The 21,201-nt window shown below is 60.9% G+C and carries 19 protein-coding genes, 2 tRNA genes, 2 pseudogenes and 1 other annotated feature; of the genes and pseudogenes, 6 read left to right on the forward strand and 17 right to left on the reverse strand.

The genetic code is table 11. From position 1 onward, the window contains the following. Position 1: 1 nt before the first annotated feature. From SAJA_RS03090 to SAJA_RS03110, 5 genes are all read right to left on the reverse strand, one after another. Positions 2 to 2,029 (reverse strand): NADPH-dependent 2,4-dienoyl-CoA reductase, encoded by a 2,028-nt coding sequence (locus SAJA_RS03090; RefSeq protein ID WP_123657193.1) that lies wholly within the window; start codon positions 2,027 to 2,029, stop codon positions 2 to 4. Between the two features lie 178 nt (positions 2,030 to 2,207). Continuing rightward, positions 2,208 to 2,612, reverse strand: coding sequence for a heme-binding protein (locus SAJA_RS03095; protein WP_123657194.1), 405 nt, complete (start codon positions 2,610 to 2,612; stop codon positions 2,208 to 2,210). An 89-nt stretch (positions 2,613 to 2,701) separates the two neighbouring features. Then, the gene (locus tag SAJA_RS03100; protein ID WP_123657195.1) at positions 2,702 to 4,405 is read right to left on the reverse strand and encodes an L-lactate permease; all 1,704 of its coding nucleotides are present in this window, start codon (positions 4,403 to 4,405) and stop codon (positions 2,702 to 2,704) included. Between the two features lie 324 nt (positions 4,406 to 4,729). Further along, a complete protein-coding gene (locus tag SAJA_RS03105) occupies positions 4,730 to 5,047 on the reverse strand; it encodes an AzlD domain-containing protein (RefSeq protein ID WP_123657196.1) in 318 nt (105 codons plus the stop codon). Beyond that, positions 5,044 to 5,751, reverse strand: a complete 708-nt coding sequence (locus SAJA_RS03110; protein ID WP_123657197.1) for an AzlC family ABC transporter permease — start codon at positions 5,749 to 5,751, stop codon at positions 5,044 to 5,046. Before SAJA_RS03110 ends, SAJA_RS03105 begins: the two co-directional genes overlap by 4 nt. 67 nt (positions 5,752 to 5,818) lie before the next feature. Here SAJA_RS03110 and SAJA_RS03115 point away from each other — a divergent pair, with 67 nt between their 5' ends. Next, positions 5,819 to 6,394 (forward strand): helix-turn-helix domain-containing protein, encoded by a 576-nt coding sequence (locus SAJA_RS03115; RefSeq protein ID WP_123657198.1) that lies wholly within the window; start codon positions 5,819 to 5,821, stop codon positions 6,392 to 6,394. Here SAJA_RS03115 and SAJA_RS03120 read toward each other — a convergent pair. Continuing rightward, on the reverse strand, positions 6,385 to 6,888 hold the full coding sequence (locus SAJA_RS03120) for a GNAT family N-acetyltransferase (RefSeq protein ID WP_123657199.1): 504 nt from the start codon (positions 6,886 to 6,888) through the stop codon (positions 6,385 to 6,387). The two genes, SAJA_RS03115 and SAJA_RS03120, sit on opposite strands and share 10 nt — an antisense overlap. A 41-nt stretch (positions 6,889 to 6,929) precedes the next feature. Between SAJA_RS03120 and SAJA_RS03125 the strand changes: the two genes are divergently transcribed. From SAJA_RS03125 to SAJA_RS03135, 3 genes and pseudogenes are all read left to right on the forward strand, one after another. Further along, positions 6,930 to 7,400 (forward strand): hotdog fold domain-containing protein, encoded by a 471-nt coding sequence (locus SAJA_RS03125; RefSeq protein ID WP_123657200.1) that lies wholly within the window; start codon positions 6,930 to 6,932, stop codon positions 7,398 to 7,400. 110 nt (positions 7,401 to 7,510) lie between these two features. Further along, a complete protein-coding gene (coaA, locus tag SAJA_RS03130) occupies positions 7,511 to 8,455 on the forward strand; it encodes a type I pantothenate kinase (RefSeq protein ID WP_221180101.1) in 945 nt (314 codons plus the stop codon). A gap of 366 nt (positions 8,456 to 8,821) precedes the next feature. Beyond that, positions 8,822 to 9,043: pseudogene (locus tag SAJA_RS03135) on the forward strand (transposase); the annotation flags it as partial. Positions 9,044 to 9,220: 177 nt separating this feature from the next. Here the strand turns inward: SAJA_RS03135 and SAJA_RS03140 are convergent. The 5 genes from SAJA_RS03140 to SAJA_RS03160 all read right to left on the reverse strand — a co-directional run bounded on the left by SAJA_RS03140 (position 9,221) and on the right by SAJA_RS03160 (position 14,748). Further along, positions 9,221 to 11,023, reverse strand: a complete 1,803-nt coding sequence (locus SAJA_RS03140; protein WP_123657203.1) for a GmrSD restriction endonuclease domain-containing protein — start codon at positions 11,021 to 11,023, stop codon at positions 9,221 to 9,223. Positions 11,024 to 11,087: 64 nt separating this feature from the next. After that, complete coding sequence (locus tag SAJA_RS03145) at positions 11,088 to 12,188, reverse strand: HNH endonuclease signature motif containing protein (RefSeq protein ID WP_123657204.1); 1,101 nt, start codon at positions 12,186 to 12,188, stop codon at positions 11,088 to 11,090. Beyond that, positions 12,185 to 12,892 (reverse strand): OmpA/MotB family protein, encoded by a 708-nt coding sequence (locus SAJA_RS03150; protein ID WP_123657205.1) that lies wholly within the window; start codon positions 12,890 to 12,892, stop codon positions 12,185 to 12,187. Before SAJA_RS03150 ends, SAJA_RS03145 begins: the two co-directional genes overlap by 4 nt. Positions 12,893 to 12,903: 11 nt before the next feature. Then, positions 12,904 to 14,484, reverse strand: a complete 1,581-nt coding sequence (locus tag SAJA_RS03155; RefSeq protein ID WP_123657206.1) for a MotA/TolQ/ExbB proton channel family protein — start codon at positions 14,482 to 14,484, stop codon at positions 12,904 to 12,906. A gap of 21 nt (positions 14,485 to 14,505) precedes the next feature. Beyond that, the gene (locus SAJA_RS03160; protein ID WP_123657207.1) at positions 14,506 to 14,748 is read right to left on the reverse strand and encodes a hypothetical protein; all 243 of its coding nucleotides are present in this window, start codon (positions 14,746 to 14,748) and stop codon (positions 14,506 to 14,508) included. A gap of 79 nt (positions 14,749 to 14,827) precedes the next feature. On the opposite strand from SAJA_RS03160, the pseudogene SAJA_RS15335 reads away from it, so the two are divergent. Further along, positions 14,828 to 15,409, forward strand: a pseudogene (locus SAJA_RS15335) (transposase); the annotation flags it as partial. After that, positions 15,097 to 15,213: a sequence feature (AL1L pseudoknot), on the forward strand. (Overlaps the previous pseudogene by 117 nt.) Before the next feature lie 77 nt (positions 15,410 to 15,486). On the opposite strand, the gene SAJA_RS03170 reads toward SAJA_RS15335, so the two are convergent. From SAJA_RS03170 to SAJA_RS03195, 6 genes are all read right to left on the reverse strand, one after another. Next, positions 15,487 to 15,563 (reverse strand) — tRNA-Arg (locus SAJA_RS03170). 19 nt (positions 15,564 to 15,582) lie between these two features. Then, positions 15,583 to 15,675 (reverse strand) — tRNA-Ser (locus tag SAJA_RS03175). A gap of 266 nt (positions 15,676 to 15,941) precedes the next feature. After that, positions 15,942 to 17,213: an aspartate kinase gene (locus tag SAJA_RS03180; protein WP_123657209.1), complete on the reverse strand. Its 1,272-nt coding sequence runs from the start codon at positions 17,211 to 17,213 to the stop codon at positions 15,942 to 15,944. Positions 17,214 to 17,281: 68 nt separating this feature from the next. Further along, positions 17,282 to 19,894 carry an alanine--tRNA ligase gene (alaS, locus tag SAJA_RS03185; RefSeq protein ID WP_123657217.1) on the reverse strand — a complete coding sequence of 871 codons (2,613 nt, stop codon included), beginning with the start codon at positions 19,892 to 19,894 and terminating at the stop codon, positions 17,282 to 17,284. A 66-nt stretch (positions 19,895 to 19,960) separates the two neighbouring features. Beyond that, positions 19,961 to 20,260, reverse strand: coding sequence for an MTH1187 family thiamine-binding protein (locus SAJA_RS03190; RefSeq protein WP_123657210.1), 300 nt, complete (start codon positions 20,258 to 20,260; stop codon positions 19,961 to 19,963). Between the two features lie 61 nt (positions 20,261 to 20,321). Continuing rightward, a complete protein-coding gene (locus SAJA_RS03195; protein WP_123657211.1) occupies positions 20,322 to 20,780 on the reverse strand; it encodes a regulatory protein RecX in 459 nt (152 codons plus the stop codon). Positions 20,781 to 20,849: 69 nt separating this feature from the next. Here SAJA_RS03195 and SAJA_RS15095 point away from each other — a divergent pair, with 69 nt between their 5' ends. Then, positions 20,850 to 21,011, forward strand: a complete 162-nt coding sequence (locus tag SAJA_RS15095; protein WP_184999721.1) for a hypothetical protein — start codon at positions 20,850 to 20,852, stop codon at positions 21,009 to 21,011. Positions 21,012 to 21,201 lie beyond the last annotated feature (190 nt).

Genomic DNA, 21,201 nt, shown 5'->3' on the forward strand with positions numbered 1-21,201 from the left:
CCTATAAACGCGCGGCCAGTTCGGCGGCTTCCAGAATGGCGCGCTTGGCATCCAGCTCGGCGGCCCGCTTGGCCCCGCCGATGACATGAGTCTCGATGCCTCGGGCCGCCAGCGCCTCGGCCAGCTCATGCCGTGTCTGCTGGCCGGCACAGATCACGATCGTGTCCACCGCCAACAGCCGCGGCTGATCGTCGACACGAATATGCAGCCCGGCATCGTCGATGCGTTCATAGGTCACGCCGGCGATCATCTCGACGTCCTTATGACGCAGCGATGCGCGATGCGCCCAGCCACTGGTCTTGCCGAGATTCCGGCCCGGTTTCTCATCGGTGCGTTGCAACATATACACCTGGCGTGGCGAGGGCGCCGGCGCGGGCTCGACCAGCCCGCCGCGACGGGCCAGCGTCGAGTCCACACCCCATTCGGCATAAAACACGGCTTTGTCCTCGGCAGGCGACGGGCGCTCGTGGGTGAGAAACTCGCTGACATCAAACCCGATACCGCCGGCCCCGATCACCGCAGCACGCCGCCCCGCGCGCACCTTGCCGGTCAGCACATCGATATACGAGGCAACGCTTGCATGCTCGATGCCCGTAATTGCCGGCGTGCGCGGCAAGACCCCGGTGGCCACGATCACGGCCTCGACCCCCTCGGCGGCCAGGGCCTCAGCGCTCATCGTCTGCCCCAGATATATCGTGACGCCCGCCAGCGCGAGCTGGCGCCGGTAATAACGAAGCGTTTCATGAAACTCTTCCTTGCCCGGAATCTGTTTGGCCAGATTGAACTGGCCACCGATCTCGTCAGCGCTGTCGTACAGGCTGACGTGATGCCCGCGCTCGGCCAGGCGCATGGCGGCTTCAAGCCCGGCCGGCCCGGCGCCTACCACCGCCAATCGTCGCGCCCGGTTGGCCGGCTCGAACGTTAATGTGGTTTCGCGCCCGGCGCGCGGGTTGACCAGACAGTGCGCGCGTTTCCATTGGAATGTGTGGTCCAGACAGGCCTGGTTACAGGCGATACAGGTATTGATCGCGTCCGCGCGCCCGGTCGCGGCCTTGTTCATGAATTCAGGATCCGCCAGAAACGGCCGTGCCATCGAGACCATGTCGGCGGCCCCGTCGGCCAGCAGTTGCTCGCAGGTCGCCGGCGTATTGATCCGGTTGGCCGCACAGATCGGCACGGCAATCTCGGCCTTGAGCGCCTGCGTGACCCAGGCGAAAGCCGCTCGCGGCACCCGGGTGACGATCGTGGGTACGCGGGCCTCGTGCCAACCAATGCCGGTATTGATGATCGTGGCCCCCGCGGCCTCGACCGCGCGGGCGAGCTGCACGATCTCATCCCAGCGCTGGCCGTTGTCGACCAGATCGAGCATCGACAGCCGGTAGATGATGATGAAGTTGGCCCCCAGCGCCTGCCGGATACCGGCCACGATCTCCACCGCCAGGCGTTGCCGATTCTCGACACTGCCACCGTATTCATCGCGCCGGTCGTTGACCCGCGCCACCAGGAACTGATTGATCAGATAGCCTTCCGAGCCCATCACCTCCACCCCGTCATAGCCGGCCTCGCGGGCCAGCTCGGCGCTGCGGATATAATCGCCAACGGTGGCCTTCACGGCCTTCGTGCTGAGCGCACGCGGCGTGAACCGCGAGATCGGCGATTTCTTGGCTGATGCTGACACCACAAACGGATGATAGCCATAACGCCCGGCGTGCAAGAGCTGCATACAGATCTTGGCATCGTGCGCATGCACCGCGCGCGTGATCTTCTCGTGGGGCCGGACATGCCAGCGCCTGGACATCTGCCCGGCAAACGGCGACACCCAGCCCGCCACGTTGGGCGCGATACCGCCGGTAACGATCAGCCCGACCCCGCCGGCCGCCCGCTCGGCGAAATACGCGGCAAGATCATCGTAGTGCCAGAAGAAATCCTCCATGCCGGTATGCATGGAGCCCATCAACACACGGTTCTTGAGCTGGGTGAAGCCCAGATCCAGCGGCTCGAACAGGTTCGGGTACGTCGTTGTTATCATCGTGAATGATGCGGCTCGTTGCCGCTCGAAGGCCGTTGGCTGATTGAAGCACGCCGAGCGCTGCTCGGCCACGTCGCGATGTTACGTGCGGCGCGCTGAGCGTGTGGTTTGGAAAACACAAAAAAAGCCGGGGCTCATCCGAGCGCCCGGCCTGGTCTTGCCGCAAAAACGCGCGCGATCAGCCGATGGCGGCCACGCCGGCCTTGGCGGTCTGGGCATCCTGATCAGGCTTGACGCCGGAGACACCCACAGCGCCTACGACCTGGCCATCGACCATGACCGGCACGCCGCCAGTCATCGTGCCCTGCAGCACGGGCGCGGACAGAAACGCGTTACGCCCGTTGTTGATCATTTCCTCGAAGACCTGGGTCTCCTTGCGGCCGAGTGCCGCCGAGCGGGCTTTTTCTGTGGCGATATAGCTGCCCATCGGCGCACAGTCGTCCAGGCGACGCAGAGCCAGCGGATGCCCGCCGTCGTCGACGACAGCGATCGCGACGTTCCAGCCCTGGGCCTCGGCTTCGGCCTGAGCCGCGTCGAGAATACGATTGACGTCGGCGAGGCCGAGCACGGCTTTCTGTTGCATGAGAGTCCTTAAAACGAATGAATTCGGTGACACAAAATAACCCGGGCATTGCTGATTGACGATGCCCGGCCGGTATTACTGGCCGCGGACTACGCCCCGGCCGTCAGCAACGGATCCGCCAGGCCCAGCAGATAAAAGCCGATCAGCCCGATCACCCCCGCCAGCACACAATAATAAAGCGTGGGCAACATGGTCTTGCGCAGGATCGTGCCCTCACGGCCCAACAAACCTACCGTAGCCGAAGCCGCCACCACGTTATGAATCGCGATCATGTTGCCGGCCGCCGCGCCCACGGCCTGCAAGGCCACCATGAAGGCGGTGGACAGCCCCAGCGCTTCGGCGATGTTGAACTGAAAGTCAGCGAGCATGAGGTTCGATACCGTATTCGACCCCGCGATGAAGGCGCCCAACGCGCCGACGGCCGGGGCGAACAACGGATAGATATCACCCACCCCGTTGGCCACGAACTGCGCCATCGCCACCGGCATGGACGCCAGATCCGCCCCGTTGACGCCGGAATTGATCAGCACGCGCACCATGGGGATGGTAAAGATCAGCACGAAACCCGCGCCCAGAATGGTCTGCGTGGATTCGGAAAACGCCTGGCGTGCGGCCGACAGCCGCATGCGATGGATACCCACCGTCAAAAGCACGGCGATCACGATGATCCCGCCCGGCAGATACAAGGGCTCGATCGAGCCGGAAATACCGGCCTCGCCCAGGATGTTGTTCCAAGACAGCGCGACGGACTTCAGTGCCTCCTGAACCGGCGGCACCATGCGCGAGATCACCAGCAGCACGGCCAGCAGGCCGTAGGGCACCCAGCCCATCAGCGTGGACATGGGCGCGCGACCGGCCACATCCTCGAACTTGATCTCCATCGAGCCCATCCACTCGGCCGGCCACTGCTCGGCCGGGGCGAACTGCCAGCTCTTCTTGGGCATGAGAAAGCCGCGGCGCGCGGCGGGCACCACGATGGCAAGCCCCACCAGGGCGCCGATCATCGACGGGAACGAGGGGCCCAGAAAAATACCGGCCAGCGCGAACGGGAGCGCAAAGGCCAGGCCGCCAAACAGGCAGAACGGCAGCACTTCGAAGCCGTGGGTCCATTTCTTGTCGGTGCCGAAAAAGCGCGTGAGGATCGTTACGAGAATGAACGGCATCGTCACGCCGCAGATCGCGTGGATGATGGCTACCTCGGACGTCACAAGCTGTAGATACTGGGCCCAGCTGGCGCCCTGCGCGGCCAGATCGGTGGCGATGGCTGACTGATGCACGCCGCCGGTCACCCCCACGATAATCGGCGTGCCGACCGCGCCGAAAGACACCGGCGTGGACTGGACCATCAAACCCATGACCACCGCCGGCAGCGCCGGAAAGCCGAGAGCCACCAGCAGCGGCGAGGCCACCGCGGCCGTTGTGCCGAAACCCGAGGCGCCTTCGATGAAGCAGCCGAACAGCCAGGCGGCGATCACCACCTGAATACGCCGATCATCCGTGATGCCGGAAAAGCCGTTACGAATCGCTGAAATACCGCCCGAATGCTTGAGCGTGTTCAGCAGCAGGATCGCCCCGAAGATGATCCACAGGATCGAGATCGTGAGCATCAAACCTTGCAGCGACGAGGCGATGACCCGCACGAACGGCATCTGCCAGGCCAGAATGGCCAACAGCACGGTATACAGATACACGATCGGCATGGCCGTACGCGCGGCGAGCCGCAGGCCGATCAACAAGATAGCGGCCAGCAGCAACGGCGTGAATGCCAGAAGCGACATCAGCGTCGAGGTCATAGATTGTAATCCTTGATCCGATGACCGATTGCGCCCCAATGCTTCGACGGGCGACCGGTCTCGTTTGTTGTCTCCTCCACGAGCCCGCGGCTCGCCGCTCTATAAAGCATGAAAGCGCAGGCGCGCTCAATACGACCCAGCGATGGCCGACAGCGCACGATGCCCCCCGCTGGAAAGCCGGCACCCGCGATAGCCCGTGAGCCGGGCGCTCGCCACGATGAGCGGCTGCTAGGAGCCGAAAACACGCCGTGTTGCAAGATCGACAAATTGATTAGGCGACAGGCGCTATCGGCCCGGGCCATCAATTCGGTTTTGCGCGACCTGTCACGCCCCACAAAGGCGCAACAGGGCTGCCGTAGCCGCCGCACCCACAACGATCATCACCATCGTCTGACCGCGCCAGGCAAGCCCGGCGCCGACCGCCACACCCGCGATGCGGGCCGCATCAATCGATACGCCGCGACTCTCTTCACCGCTCAACGTGGCAACGAGCGCGACACTGACCAGCAGTACAACGGGCGCGATCTCCGAAAGCTCGGCCAATGCGGTGCCCGGCTGCCATCGTGCACCGGCCAACGGCCCGATCAGGCGGAACAGATAGGTTCCCAGCGCAATCGCCGCGATCAGCCATAGCCAGCTCATGGCTGGCCTTGCCACCCTGGCCGCCGGCAAGGCCACACCAGCACCACACAGCCGAGCAGCGAAGCCAGCACCGGCCAGCCCGGCGGTAGAACGGCCAGCCCGACCAGGCTGGCCAATGCCCCGGCACCTACGGCCGCGCGGACACGAGCGCCGTGAAGCGCGTCGGCCACCAGGGCAAGCAAAATTGTCGGCAACACGGCGTCCAGTCCCAGCGCATGCACGTCCCCCAGATGATCGCCCAGCATCACGCCCGCCAGCACGGCCATATTCCAGCAGACAAAGATCAAACCGCCGGCGCCCCAGAACAGACGCCGCCGGCGACACGGGTCTGAGACGCCCAGCACGAGTGCGGTGTTCACGTCCGTGATCAGATGCGCGCCAAAGAACCGATGCCAGCGGTGCCGGCCCGTGGCATCCGCCACAGCGATACCATAAGCCAGCATGCGCGCATTGATGACCAACCCGGCCAGGATTGCCGCAACCAGACCGCCACCGCCCATCACGATCCCGATGGCCGCAAACTGCGCACTGCCGGCGAACACTGCGGCCGACATGGCCGGCGCCACCCAGCCCGGTATGCCGGCCGATACCGTGATCGCGCCAAACGAGATACCGACCAGGGCATAGGCCAGACAAATCGGGGCGACCTGGCGCCACAACACCGCCCCGACCGTCGCAACCGATGAATCATAAGATGAACGCATCGTTCGATATATAAAACACTTTTCGCTCAGTGTACGCTTTTCACCGCCTGCCGAAACTGCTTGTTCAATGCCCGACGCGACCGACAACACACCCCAGAGTGCTTTGCTGGGGCATATCGCCGATCAATTGCGGCGTCTGCGCGCCTCGCGCGGGTTATCGGCCTCGGCGTTGGCACGACAGGCCGGGATTGCGAAATCGACTTTGACCCAACTCGAGCTCGGCCGGGGCAATCCAGGCATCGAGACGCTATGGGCCCTGGCGAGCACATTGGGCGTGCCCTTCGCCGAGCTGATCACGGCCGCACCCGCGGATGTCGCGATCGTGCGCGCCGGTCAGGGAACGACCACCGAAGACGAGCAGGCCACGATGCAGGCCACGCTCATTGATACCGCCTGGTCCGGCCGACGACAGTCGCTGTATCGCCTGCATTTGGCCGCCGGCGCGGTCCACGTCTCGCAGGCCCATCTGCCGGCGACGATAGAGCACCTGTACGTGATCTCCGGCCGTCTCAGTGCCGGCCCCCAGGATCAGCCTGTTGTGCTGGCACCCGGTGATTACATGCGATATGCCGGCGACGGCGCGCATGTCTACCAGGCCCATGAGACAGACGCCGAGGCCCTGCTGATCATGACCTACGATTGATCAGACGGGTCTGTAACCACCCGATCGACGCCGAAGCCGCGGGCCCGATAGTTGGCCAGCGCGTTGGGATGATCGAAGTTACAGGTGTGCAGCCATACCCGCTGTGTGCCCGGCAGCTGCCAGGCGGCAGCCACGCCGGCGGCGAGCACCGCCCCGCCGTAGCCGTGGCCCACGAAAGCCGGCAACAGACCAAAATAAGCGATCTCCACGCCACTCGCCTGATCCTGGGCCAGCTCACAAAACCCCACAGACCGGTCGGTTTCGGCCACCCATAACGACACGCCGGGCCGGCGCGCGCGGGCAGCCCAGTCTGCCGCCGACCAGCCCAGGCGATCACGCCATTGATAGGCCGCACCGACATCATGATAGAACCCGCGCAGCCGATCCGGGTCGGCCGGCTGCACGCGATGAAAATCAAACGCCGGAACCACGCGCGGCCAGACCAGCGCTGACGGATCGGTCATCGACAGGTAAGTGACGATTTCATCAGTCATGGCAGGCTATTCTGGCAAGACCTTCTAGAACGGGAAACCTCATGGCCGATCTACTCACCCTGTGGCAACGCGCCAATCGGCTGCCCGGCGGGCGCCACGTATTTTCGCGCGGCGTGGCTTGGCGTGCACCGTATTTCGCCACGATACGGCCCTTTTTTGAAAGCGTCACGCGTGAGCGCTGTGTCGTGCACATGGCCAAGCGCCGGGCTGTTCAAAACCACATCGGCACCGTGCACGCGATCGCGATCTGCAATCTGGCCGAGGCCGCCGCCGGCGTGCTGGCCGAAGTAAGCGTGCCGCGTACGCACCGATGGATTCCCAAGGGCATGCAAGTCGCCTATGTGGCCAAGGCCACGACGGATATTCGCGCCACCGCGGTGGCCCGCACGCCCCGGCCGGTGTTCACCGACGGCATGGCCTACCCGATCGTCGTCGATCTTGAGGATACACACGGCACGACGGTCGTCTCGGCCGTGATTTCAATGTGGGTAACGGCACGCCCCACCCGCTAGCCACACGGCTGGCCGCGCCCATCGGCATGACGAGATGGTTACACTGCGGCTTCACCGCGTCGGGGGCGTCGATCACCGCGCGCTCGTTTTGGCTTCAAGGAATCGTCGTCATGCCCGAAAAGACGGCATACAGCCCCTACATGCATTTCTCGCGAGATCAATGGGCCGCGCTTCGCAACGCGGTGCCCATGACGCTGACCGCGGACGAGATCGATACGTTGCGCGGTATCAACGAAGAACTCTCGATGGCCGAGGTCACCGAAATCTACCTGCCCTTGGCCCGGCTGCTGGATCTGTATGCCAGCGCGCATCAGCAACGTTCGACCACGCTGGATCAGTTCCTGGGCAACCACGCTCGACGGCCCCCGTTCGTGATCGGCATCGCTGGGAGCGTGGCCGTGGGCAAGAGCACCACCGCCCGCGTGCTCCAGGCGCTGCTCGATCGCTGGCCGACCTCACGGCGCGTCGCACTCGTGACCACCGATGGTTTTCTCTATCCCAATGCCACGCTGGATGCACGCGGTTTGATGGCCCGCAAGGGCTTTCCCGAATCGTTTGATATCGCTCGCCTGCTGGAGTTCGTCTCCGAGCTCAAGGCCGGCGCACCGAAACTCGAAGTCCCGCTATATTCGCACCTGGTTTATGACGTGCTCAGCGATCGCACACAGATGGTTGATCAACCGGACATCGTGATTCTGGAAGGCCTCAACGTGCTGCAGTCCGGCATGGATTATCCGCAGAACGCCGATCATGTCTTCGTCTCCGACTTCCTGGACTTCTCGATCTATGTCGATGCCGATATTGATCATCTGAACGCCTGGTTCCTGAATCGCTTCATGACACTGCGTGAAAGCGTGTTCGCCGATCCGAACTCTTATTTCCACAAATATGCCCACCTATCGGAAACCGAGGCACAGGCAACCGCCAACCGCATCTGGCGAGACATCAACGAGAAGAACCTCGTGGAAAACATCCTGCCCACCCGCGAGCGCGCCAGCCTGATTCTGACCAAGGGCGCCGAACACGCTGTCGAACAGGTCATGTTGCGCAAATAGTCCGCATGGCCTCGATGCCTGTGCCCGCGGGCACACGGTTTGATCAATTTCTGATCATCGATCGCAAAACCGTTGGCAGCCGGGGCTTGCGGCGCATGCACACAGTGTTATCCACAGTTTTTGTGGGTTGTTGTGTGGATCGAGATGACCGACGGCGCCGGCCGGGGTCGACGAAACCGTCGGGCTAACGAGGCCGCCCGTCGCCGCAGCTGCGCTTGGCGCCCCCACGGGAGAGGTTATTCGCGGCTGCGCCGCTCACCTGTTCGGGGCCAGTACAGTGTGGCCGTCCTGTCCGGCTCAGCCATCCCGCGCGGTAAAGTAGCAGCCCGATCTGGAGTCCAATCCCCCGAAGCCTGGAGCTTGGATATGAAGAAGCGCTATATCGAAAACCAAATCATTGGTCTTCTGAAGAGGCCGAGACCGGTACACCGGTTAAAGAGTTATGCCGCCGACACGGGTTTTCCCGAGGCCAACTATTACACGTTTCAAAACAAGTTCAGCGGCATGGGCATACCGGGTGCCAAGTGGCTCAAGGCGCTCGAAAACAGTCGCTTGAAGCGGCTGTTGGCCGAGTCGATGCTCGAAAACGTGCAGTAGAACGAAGTCAGGTCTTGCATTACGACATTCAGCCGGGAAAACCTACCGCGTCGGTCCAACTTAGCTAATCAATTCGAGTCTCGCTTTTTATCGGTAGTTGGCTTATCAAAATTGTGGCAATGCAAGACCTGACTCCGTCACCCAGCCCCCTGCAGCAGATATTATCTTTCAAGCGGCCACATCGTTTTCAGCAATGCGCTTACCCATGACTTTCTCGATCAGACTGAGCAGAAGTCGCCGACGCTCGTCGATAAAACCGTGGAAGTCGTCTTCCCGCAAACGCGCCGCTGGAACACAATGGCTAGCCAGAATCGTGTCCATCTCGGCATCGCTCATCTGCACCTGCGGATCGTTCTGTATCTTGTACAGATAATGCGACGGCGCATCGCCACCGATTTTGCGATTCGCCTTGTACGAAATCGGCGTCTTATTGAGGATGTTGTCGTATTGCTTGACTTGGATACTCTGTGTTTCGCACCAGTGGCTGGGAAATATATGGTGTATGTCCAAGGCGATCTCCTGGGCGTCGAGCTCCTGAATGCCGGCCTTCCAGAAGAAGTCCTCGGCCCCTTCGCGCAATACCAGAACGTTGATCGCCTTATAGGCCGCGCTATTGCGGGTGCGTAGCGAAGACAGACGCTCGGGTTGGAATGCCGCATCGGTCACGGTGCGCGGCACGGCCTCATCGTCGTCAAACCACTGCATAAGCTCGTCCACGTCGTTCGCCACGCGTGTTTCCACGGCGCCACCGTAGAGCTCGCCCAGCACGCCGCACCAATACCACTGCGCCAGTTTTGCGTAGATACGCGGCTCGCGCCAACGCTCACCGAGCAGCGTCATCACTGCGGCCAACGGAACCACCTGTGTGCCGTAGGGCACCTCGCGCGCGGCATAGAAGCACTCCTTGCGCAGGAAATGGGCGGCCCGCATATAGCCGGCCTCCACCGCATCCGCCCAGCGCTTATAAGCATCTAACGGCAGATCGAGCACGGCGGCACGCTTAGCGCTGACTGGCCGGATCTGCTTGCCCTGTCGGCCGTCCTGTATATCGGCCCGTTTGCGCTCGTGGGTGTGTAGTAGCGTGATCGCCTGCAAAAACTCGGTGGATTCCACGCCGTGCAACAACAAATCGCTCGTCAGACGGGTCCGGCGCGAGTCGACGTCGCGTAGGGAAGAGCCGTACCAGTCATCGCGCAGGTTATAGCCTTCCGCCGCATAGCCGGCGGTAATCAGCTCGAACACCGACAGCTGGACACCGCCGGTGTTCACCTTTTCGAACACCAGACACACCGCCTCCTTGCTCGTCTCCTTCTTAAGTTCGATGACCGGAACCTCGTAGTAACGAAAGGCGTTGATGACCTCACGGCGGAATCGCATATACATGCCAAACTGATCGGGCGCGTACGCCTGCAACGCTTCTTCCCAAGCATCCGAGTTCAATATCTGGTCGCAGGGGAAATACAACTGCCGGCATTCCTGCTCCAGGGTCGATAGATCTAGTTCCACATCCCGGCCGAAATTGCTTAGAATCTGGCGCTTTTCGTCCACCGCGACGAGCGCCTCTTCTAGGCGTTCCGGGCCGTCCAACGCGGTGGGAATATGCAGATAATAGTGGCGTTTGATCTTCTTGCCCTTATTGGTCTGCGTATCCACGGGCGCAGCCAGCGCTACCGCCTGGGTCAGGCTAGTCAACCGCTGCTGGCCATCAAGAATCAGTTTTTCCGGGTCGCGACTCTCTGCGCCGGAGTTCACGCCCTCCACGGGCCGCACCTGAAAGCGCACCTCGCCGCCGGTCTCCATGAGCATCACCGCGCCCACGGGAAACGAGCGCGCGATGCTTACCAGCAGGCTGCGCACATGATCATCATCCCAGACCCAGCCGCGCTGGAAATCCGGCAACTGAATCTTGCCTTCGGTAATCTGGCCCAGCAGCGCGGGCAGCGGTGTTTTAGTGCTGTCAAATGTTGTCACGATCTACTCCCTGTCTTTATGAGGCGATATCCCGTCCAAGCGGCTTGGCTACCCACTCGACAACTCAGCGTTGCAACACCTGCGTTACGAGCTGCGCGCGCCAGCCTGCAGTTTCGAGCAGCTGCACCTGTGCACCGGTATCGACGATGGCTCGTTTTTTCGCCGGCCAGGACAATTCAGGCGTCAGGATCACTCCTTTGTCACCATCCAGGATATCGGCAGCCACTTCAGGCGCTGGATGGCCTTCGCGTAGCAATTTGAGCGCCACGCCCTCGTAGGCGGAGTCAATCAGATCCAGCACCTCATCCCAGCTGCCGGAGTCCGCGAGTACACCCTGTTGCTTGCGTCGCCGCTGGATGGTGGCCATATCATTGTTCTTGATCATCATCGTTCCGTGCATCGGCTGCTTACGATGACAGTCGACACAGAGCGCTTTAAGGTTGCTCGATTCGTTGTTCCTTTTATTGCCATCCACGTGATGCGTGTGGAGCAATCGACGCTCATCCGCGAGATTCACCAGACAGTTTTCACAGGTCCAATCTCGCTTGGCGCGAAAAGACTGGGATATCTGCTGCCAGTCCTCGGAATAGCCGCCGCCCCGGTCGGTAAAACGGCTTGGCAGACTTCGGAAACGAGTGCTGTAAGTCTTGAAGAACCTCTCCAAGGTAAATCCCTCAAAGATGGAACTCTTGCCGGGCCCGCCTTTCTGGTAGCCCTGGTAATTCAAAAATTTCAGGCAGTTTTTGCACACGCACAATTCCGCCTTTCCTTCCTGATAGCCCGCCACTGGATCAGTCCCCGAAACACTGAACACGCCACTCATATCGTTGGTGACAACGTATCGCTCAAAACGCCCTCTACTGCGCATGGCATCCAGCGTATTGCACTCGGCGACGTGGAATTTCTTACCCTTTTCAGGGCTTTCGAGCACCTCGGAAATTCGTCTGCCCTGGTCCGGGATATACAACAGAACCTGGCGTCCTTGATAGGACAACAGGCCACTCGTGGTTTCTAGGTTGTCGAGGTCGACCTCGATACCGCGCTCCAGCTCGGCATCGATCGCCAACTCCCCTTTGTTAACTGCCGAGAAGCGGAAGTCTCGATCGCTGGCGCCCATCATTTCAACACTGCGCCACAGCGCATCGAAATCGACGCGTATCTTCATTGCACCGTTTCCAGAATCTGCTTGATCTTGATATCCGCGTTTGTAATCACTCGAAATGTCACCCGACGGCTCGCATCAAGATTTTCTTGATCCTGTGCGTCGAGCACGGGATGCGACGACGAAAACCCCACTGCGACCATATGTTTCTTGAGCCACGGACGAAATGAGTCCACATCCTGGAGCTTGTAGACGTACTGCAACACGTTTCGAGTGCGGCCTTGGGACAGCCGCATATTCAGAAAATAGGCCTCGGTGGGCGTCACATTCTGATTCCATACGCTACTGGTATGCCCTTCGATCCGGACCTCCTCGATGGAATCTTCAAACTGGCTTAACACTTGAAGATAGCGGGGGAAAAAATTCGACAGCAACTGTTTGTATCGGTCGTTGAGCTCTTTCTTACCGGACTCGAAAAGAATATCGGGCGAGTTGAAGGTAAACGTCAGGGTCTGACGATCAATATCGGCGTTCCACTTCGACAGATCGTCTTCGAATTCAGCCATAAGCGCCTGATAGATAGCCACTTGATTTTCTTGGTAGGCCACGGCGACATTCTTGACCTTGTTTCGCTCGTCCTGCGTGTTAAGCATCATCGCAATGGCAATGAACAGAAACACCACCATCAGCCCCGACATCAAATCAGAGATCGACAGCCAATGGTGCTCCTCCTGCTCGGCCGCCCGGCTATTCAGCAAGTCAGACATCCCGATCAGCCTCAGGTGTTAACGACGTTGCGCATTTCACGGACCAGCTTTTGGTAATCGCCGGTAAACTGCTGGGATATCGTTCCGAGAGCACGGCCCATCTCGGTCATCACCTGACTGAGTTCCCGTTCCATTTGTGAGTCCAGCATACGAACCTGCTTGGTCACGGCATCGCCAGTGTCCGAGAGCGCCCCCTCGATGGACCCGCGCAGGCTGCGGAAGACCTGCTGTGCTTCTTGGGTCTGACGTTCCGCCATATGTTCCAACCCCTTCATCATCTCGCGCTGGGCATTGCCCAACTCCGTGGTCATGGTTTCGCCTGCGTCTTTGAATTGCTGTCCCAGTGCCTGATTCTGCTTTGCGACCTCGGCCATCAAGTCTCGGAAATTATTGTTCATATCGCTGAGTAGATCATTGAACTGGGTCTTAACGTCCTCACTATTCTTGGCAATCACATCCGAGCTGCTTTGCAGGGATTGGTTGACGCGACCGGAGTTGTCCACAAACTCCTGCGCACCCTGAACGATGGCGCCCTGCAGCTTGTCGCCAGCATCCTTCATGCCGGTCGAGATATGTTCGGACGCCTCGTTCACCCCCTTGAGCGTGGCATCGATCTGGTCGTGAATCTGCGGCACGGCCTCCACGGCACGATCCCGAACGCTGGCAAAAGCCTTCAAATGCCGATTGAGTTCCGTAATCTGGTGCTGATTGACCTCCAGTACATCGCGCAGCGCCGCCAGTGACTCCGGGATCTTCTGCGTATCCGTGCTGATCGCCATGACTGCGGTTTCTGTCTGACCGATAGCTGAAACACCGAGCGCGTACTGCTCGACCATCTGGCCAAGCTGTTCCTTATAGCGCTCCTGCCACTCCACCAGTTTTTCCACTGACTCATTAAGCTGTTTGAAGTTTTCACCAAACTGCTCGGTCAGATTTTGGTTGAAATCGGCGATTACCTGATTCAGCGCTTCAATCACCTGCTCGGTCGCCGATTTGGACAACATATCGGCAAAATCCTGCAACTTGACCCAGAGATTTTCCTGAAACGCGGCGAACTCCTGGCGGCTCTGCTTGAAATGGTCGCCCATGTCGCCGCGCAGCAGCTTCATCTGCCCGGTCAGCGACGACTCGTCGCCGCTGCCGATCGCCTCGCGTAGGGACACGACACCGTCCCGCTGTTCGGTCATCACCTGATACAGCTCGGCCACCCCGATGGCGTCTTCGTCGATGGCATCCTTCTCTCGCGGGCTGATCCAACCCACCGTTGCCAGCACTTTGTACACAATGCCAAAGAACATACCGGCCAGGCTGGTCAGAAACGCTGTTTTCATGCCGGCCAGCAGTGTCGAAATACTGCCGTCGATATTATCAACGTTAAAATGGAGCAGGCCCGCGACGATCCCCGTGAATGTTCCCAGAATACCTAGGGTCGTCATCAGCGTTGGCGCGTAGTGGGTAAAGGCATGTTGGCGGTTGCCGCGCTTCCAGACGCAGGCGAGCACAAATATGGCCAGGATGAGCACAATAAAGCCGTCGGTGAGATACGCCGCATCGACGCCCGATACGGCCGCTTCAACAAAACTCGATAACATCTAGCCCCCGGGGTGAAAAAATCAGATTATTGTCATTGATTCGAAAAACGCCCACACGATGCGGTAATCGGCTTCGCGGTCGGTCTTGAAGAACGGCGCGACGTATTCCTCCGTGCGCTCACACGGGCCGCCCGTCAGGGTATGGTCCCAGTAGGTGTTGCTGACCGTGCCCTGTTGCAGATACTGGATATTTTCCCAGCCGATGGCAATGCCCTGCTCCTGTGTATCCGCTGATCGCAGGCCGTGACAAACCCCTTCGTCCAATTCGGACTTTTTGGCCTCGCGCGGCAGGCTGAATCACCCCGGGATTCCCGGGGACTCCAACTCTTGAGAGACTCAAGCCATAAAACAGAGCAACCGATATTCACCGGAAGTGCGACAGCGGGCGGTTCGCATGGTTTTTTGATTATCAAGGCGAGTATGCCTCGCAGAGGGCAGCTATGGGCTCGATCACCGGCAAGTTCGGCTGTACGCCTGAGACATTGCGCAGCTCGGTTCACGAGGCGGAGCGCGATCGCGGACTGCGCGACGGCCAGACCACGGAAGAACGTGAACGCGCCAAAGCGCTTGAGTGAGAGAACCGCGAGCTAACGATATCCTTCGCAAGGCGTCCGCGTATTTTGCCCAATAGGGCCTCGACCGCCGAGGCAAGTGATGATCGATTTCATCGACGATCACCGCGACGTCTACGGTGTCGAGCCAATCGGCAAGATCCTGCCGATGGCACCGTCGACGTGTCACGAAGCCAAGCGTCGAACGTCTGAGCCCAGCCGCCGATCGGCCCGCCAAAAGCGTGATGCCGAGCTACGTGACGTTATCCAGCAGACCCGGGAGGCTAACCTGTGCGTCTACGGTGCCCGAAAAAGCTGGCGCTAAGTTACAGCACGATCGCTGGCAAATCGCCCGTTGCGCGGTCGAACGATTGTTTATGGGTCGGGAGTTCGAAATGAGTTGTCAGACAATAAAAAAGGCCCACCTGAATCAGGAGGGCCTTTCTTAGTGTGGTGCGCCCGGAGAGATTCGAACTCCCGACCTTGCGGTTCGTAGCCGCACGCTCTATCCAGCTGAGCTACGGGCGCATTGCTCGTTTTGATTGTCTGGCGGAGAGGGAGGGATTCGAACCCTCGAAGAGGCTATAAACCCCTTACTCCCTTAGCAGGGGAGCGCCTTCGACCACTCGGCCACCTCTCCGATACTGACAATCTTCGCCTGATTCAACGCGAAAGGCCAAACCCAGCCCTTTGCATCGATTGGTCGAACAAAGCGACTATCAAATCGGCGGGGCTTTCGTGTGCGTCCGCGATCAATCAAGAGCGCAAATAATAGCCCTGAAACCGTTGTGACACAAGTCTTTTCGTTCGATTTTTCCAATATCGTTGGTTTCATCCCGCCACGACCGGCCTGGCGGGTCCGCAGCCGATGACCTACGGCGTCTCGGCTGCGGATCCAGCGCGCTCTTACTGCTCTTCGGTCGGTGTCAGCTCGGACTCGACCTTCTTCGGCTCTTCGTCGAGATCGAATTCGTCATGCAGCGCGCGCACGGCCAGTTCCAGGTACTTGTTCTCGACCACGATCGAGATCTTGATCTCGGTGGTGGAGATCATGCGGATGTTGACGTTCTCGTCGGCCAGCACCTTGAACATGCGCGCGGCCACGTTGGCGTGCGAGCGCATGCCCACGCCGACCAGCGAGACCTTGCAAACGTCCGGCACACCGGAGACGTCGCGCGCACCAATCTCGGGGGCGACCTTCTCGAGCATTTCCTTGGCCGCTTCGTAATCACGCTTGTGCACGGTGAAGGTGAAGTCGGTGAGCGTGTAATCGCTGGACGAATCGCCCGAGACGTTCTGCAGGATCATGTCGACTTCGATATTGGCTTCGCCGATGGGGCCAAGCACGGCATAGGCGATGCCGGGGCGATCAGGTACGCCCAGTACGGTGAGCTGCGACTCGTCCTTGGTGAAGGCGATGCCGGAAATGATCGGTTCTTCCACGTATTCCTCCAGGGTGATCAGGGTGCCGGGGCCTTCCTCGAAGGTGGAGAGCACGCGTAGCGGCACGCCGTATTTGCCGGCGAATTCCACCGCACGGATCTGCAGCACTTTCGAGCCGAGACTGGCCATCTCGAGCATTTCTTCAAAGGTGATCTTTTCGAGCCGGCGGGCATTGGGCACCACGCGCGGGTCGGTCGTGTAGACGCCGTCGACGTCGGTATAGATTTGGCATTCGTCGGCTTTCAGCGCAGCGGCCAGGGCGACCGCCGTGGTATCCGAGCCGCCACGGCCCAGCGTGGAGATCGAGCCATCGCTGGTGATGCCCTGGAAGCCGGCGACGACCGCGACCTGACCGCCATCGAGCGCGGCGCGCAGGTTGTTGCCCTCGATTTCCTCGATCCGGGCTCTGGAGTGGAAATCGTCGGAGACGATCGGCACCTGCCAGCCGGTGAACGAGCGCGCCTGGCAGCCGATATGCTGCAGCGCCATCGACAGCAGCGCGATAGTGACCTGCTCCCCGGTCGACAGCAGCACATCCATCTCTCGCGCCACGGGCTTGCCGGAGAGCTCGCCGGCCAGCTCGGTCAGGCGATCGGTCTCGCCGCCCATGGCCGAGACGACCACAACGACCTGGTCGCCGGCGTCTCGATAGCCTTTGATCTTATCGGCGATCTTTTTGATCTTGTCGACCGAGCCGACGGAGGAGCCGCCGTATTTCTGGACAATCAATGCCATGGATTCGTGTTTCCTTGTCCTGATGTCGCCCGAGACGAGCGAGAGTTCATCCGATTACCGATACCAGACTATGCCAGACGCTCGCTCACCCAGGCAGCCACGCTTTCGAGTGCGGCGTCCAGATTCTCGGGCTGGCTGCCGCCGGCCTGGGCCATGTCCGGCCGCCCGCCGCCCTTGCCGCCGACCTGTGAGGCCACGTGATTGACCAGCTCGCCGGCCGGCGTCTTGTCCGACACGCTCTTGGCGACGCCGGCGATCAGGGCAACCTTGCCGTCCTCGGCCGCGCCTAACACCACAATGGCCCCGTCGAGCTTGTTCTTGAGCGCGTCCACGGTGTCACGAAGCGTCTTGCGATCGGCGCCGTCCATGCGACGGACCACGAGATGGGCATCGCCGATGGCCTGAGCTTCACTGGCCAGATCCGCGCCCTGGCTGGCGGCCAGTTTCTGATTGGCGGCCTCGAGCTGTTTTTCCAGGCCCGAGACGCGTTCAAACAATCGGTCGAGCTTGTCCTCGATCTCCACGGGGGCGGTCTTGAAGCGCGCGGCCAGGCGTGTCTGACGATCGATGACCTCTTGAATATAAGCCAGCGCATGCGAGCCGGTCACGGCCTCGAGCCGTCGATTACCGGCCGAAACGCCGCGCTCATCAGTGATTTTCACAAAACCCAGCGCGCCCGTGGCCGGCGCGTGCGTGCCGCCACACAGCTCGACCGAGTAGTCGCCGAAACGCACCACGCGCACGGTGGAGCCGTATTTCTCGCCAAAGAACGCCATCGCTCCTTCGGCCACGGCCCCATCGTAGGACCGCTCATAGATCTGGCCCTCGATATTGGCGCGGATCTTGTCGTTGACCTGGGCTTCGATGGTCGCCAGCTGTTCCGGCGTGACCGCCTCGAAGTGCGAGAAATCAAAGCGCAGCCGATCAGGGGCGACCATCGAGCCCTTCTGGCGAACATGGCTGCCCAGAGTCTCGCGCAGGGCGGCATGCAACAGATGGGTGGCCGTGTGGTTAAGCTCGATATCGTGGCGACGCGCGATATCGACCTCGGCGTTGACCGCCACGCCGGCCGTTGCCGTGCCCGAATCGACGTGGCCGAAGTGCAGGAACACGCCGCTCTGTTTCTGGGTATCGGTGACGGTGAACGTGAATTCGTCGCCGGCGATCTGGCCGGTATCACCGACCTGGCCGCCCGATTCGCCGTAGAACGGTGTGGTATCGAGCACGAGCACGCCGGCGGCCCCGGCCTCGATGGCATCCACCGGCTGGCCTTCCACCAGGAGGGACACCACGCGGGCAGCCGCGTGTATCTGGTCATACCCCACGAAATCGGTGGCCTTGCCCACGTCGTCCAGCCGGGCGTGATAATCCGCGCCGAACTGGCTGGCCGCTCGGGCGCGCTCGCGCTGGGCGGTCATCTCGCGTTCGAAGCCGGCATCGTCGATCGTCAACTCACGCTCGCGCGCCACGTCGTTGGTCAGATCGACGGGGAAACCGTAGGTGTCGTAGAGCTTGAAGACCGTTTCGCCGGGAATCTCCGTACCCGACATGGCCGCGATGGCGTCCTCGAGAATCTTCATGCCCGCGGTCAGCGTTTCGGAAAACCGCTGTTCTTCCTGGGCCACCACGCGCTCGATCTGCGGGTAGGCCTCGGCCAGTTCGGGATAGGCCTCGCCCATCAGCTCGTTGAGCGGTGCGACCAGTTCGTGGAAGAAGGCCCCCTGTGCGCCCAACTTGTAACCGTGACGAATGGCCCGGCGCATGATCCGACGCAGGACATACCCCCGGCCCTCGTTGGAAGGCATGACGCCGTCGGCGATGAGAAACGCCGTGGCGCGGATATGATCGGCCACGACTTTCAGCGACGGCAGCTGGGCCTCGGCGGGCGTACCCGTGATGCCCACGGCGCGGGCCGCAGCGGCCATCAGCGTCTGGAATACGTCGATGCCGTAGTTGTCGTGCGTGCCCTGCATGACGGCCGCGATACGTTCCAGGCCCATGCCGGTATCGATCGAGGGCTTGGGCAGATCGACCATTTCGCCGTCCGGCTGGCGGTCGTACTGCATGAACACCAGGTTCCAGATCTCGACGAAACGATCGCCGTCTTCTTCCGGCGTGCCGGGCGGCCCGCCCCAGATGTGCGCGCCGTGGTCGTAGAAGATCTCGGAGCACGGACCACACGGCCCGGTATCGCCCATCTGCCAGAAGTTGTCCTTGGCACCGATGCGCGCCAGGCGTTCTTCCGGGATACCGATCTCGTCTTTCCAGATTGCCTCGGCCTCGGCGTCTTCTTCATAGACCGTGACCCAGAGCTTGTCCTTGGACAGCCCCAGCTCCTCGGTCAGAAACCCCCAGGCAAAGTTGATGGCCTCGCGCTTGAAGTAATCACCGAAAGAGAAATTACCCAGCATCTCGAAAAACGTGTGGTGGCGGGCCGTGTAGCCCACGTTTTCCAGATCGTTATGCTTGCCGCCGGCGCGTACACAGCGCTGGGCCGACACGGCGCGCGAGTAATCACGCGGGTCACGGCCGAGGAACACATCTTTGAACGGCACCATGCCGGCATTGGTGAACAACAGCGTCGGATCGGCCGCCGGCACGAGGCTGGATGACGCCACGAACCGATGCGCGTTGGCCTTGAAATAATCGATGAAACGCGCTCGAACGGCGTTGGTGGACATCATGAGGGACACGCTCCCGGGCACTGGCCAAACAGCCGGCAAGTTTAGCAGAGACAAGCCCCGCGCTTACTCGGATGAGCCCCTGACCGCCGCAATCTTGTCGTCGTTGGTCTGGGGGCGATCGGTGCGGCTGCCCACCTTGATCGTGGTGTGCACACGCGGCGCGCCGAGATCATGGATCGTCTGGTGGCATTCCTTGAACGCGGCAAAGACATCATCCCACTCGCCCTCGACGTTGGTGCCGTAGGCATGCAGCTGCGGCTTCAAATGCCAGGCCTCAAGGATCGGCTGGCAGGCCGCGATATAGCGCGACACCGACAGGCCCACGCCCAGCGGGATGACACAGATTTCAGCGGTGACTTTCATGGGTGCGAAGATCAGCCAAACGGTGTCTCGATCATGGCATGACACGCGTCTGCGTTCGAAGCTAGTCGAACACCGCGGCCAGCTGGTCGCCGTCAAAACCGCGACGTTGCAGAAACCGCATCTGCTTGGCCTTGGTCGGAAAATCCTCGGGCCAGTCCGGGCCAAAACGTTTTTCGCGGGCCGCGCCGGCTATAGCGACCCAATCCGCCTCGGAATCGGCTAGCGCGGTATCGATCACTGACTCGGTGACGCCGGCCTGCATCAGCTCGGCGCGTATGCGCACCGGGCCGACGCCGCGCCGGGCCTTGCTGGCCACGCTGGCCTCGGCGAAGCGCACGTCAGAGAGCAGATCGTCATCGACAAGACCATCGAGCACGATCTCGATCTCGTCCCGGGCGTGCTCATGCTTGGCGAGCTTGGTGACAAGCTCTTTGTACGCATGCTCGCGACGCGCCAGCAGATCCATCGCCCGCTTGCGAATCGCCAAGCGCTCAGCCTGGATGTCTTCATCATCACTCATGAAAAAGCTGTCCGCGAATGAACGCCAATAAACGCGAATGAAAAGAAAGCAATCCGCCGATGGACGCCGATGCGCGCAGATGAAAAGACAACGATTTTAAGAACAAAACAACGCGCCGTTCGCGGGCTGTTTGGTTTGGCGCGCCAGCAGATTCATCGCCCGCTTGCGAATCGCCAAGCGCTCGGCCTGGATGTCTTCGTCATCACTCATGAAAAAGCTGTCCGCGAATGAATACAGGCGGTTATCCGCCGATGGACGCCGATTAAACACAGATTGAAGACGGATAAGACAAAACGGTACGGATGGTGCGTAGGACGTTTCCCACTCACCTATCTGTCGTTCTTATCTTTTTCATCTGCGGCCATCGGCGTTCATCGGCGGATTGGCTTTCTTTTCATTCGCGTTCATTTGCGGATGAGCA

This window comes from Salinisphaera japonica YTM-1 (assembly GCF_003788585.1).
In the GTDB taxonomy this organism is placed as follows: domain Bacteria; phylum Pseudomonadota; class Gammaproteobacteria; order Nevskiales; family Salinisphaeraceae; genus Salinisphaera; species Salinisphaera japonica.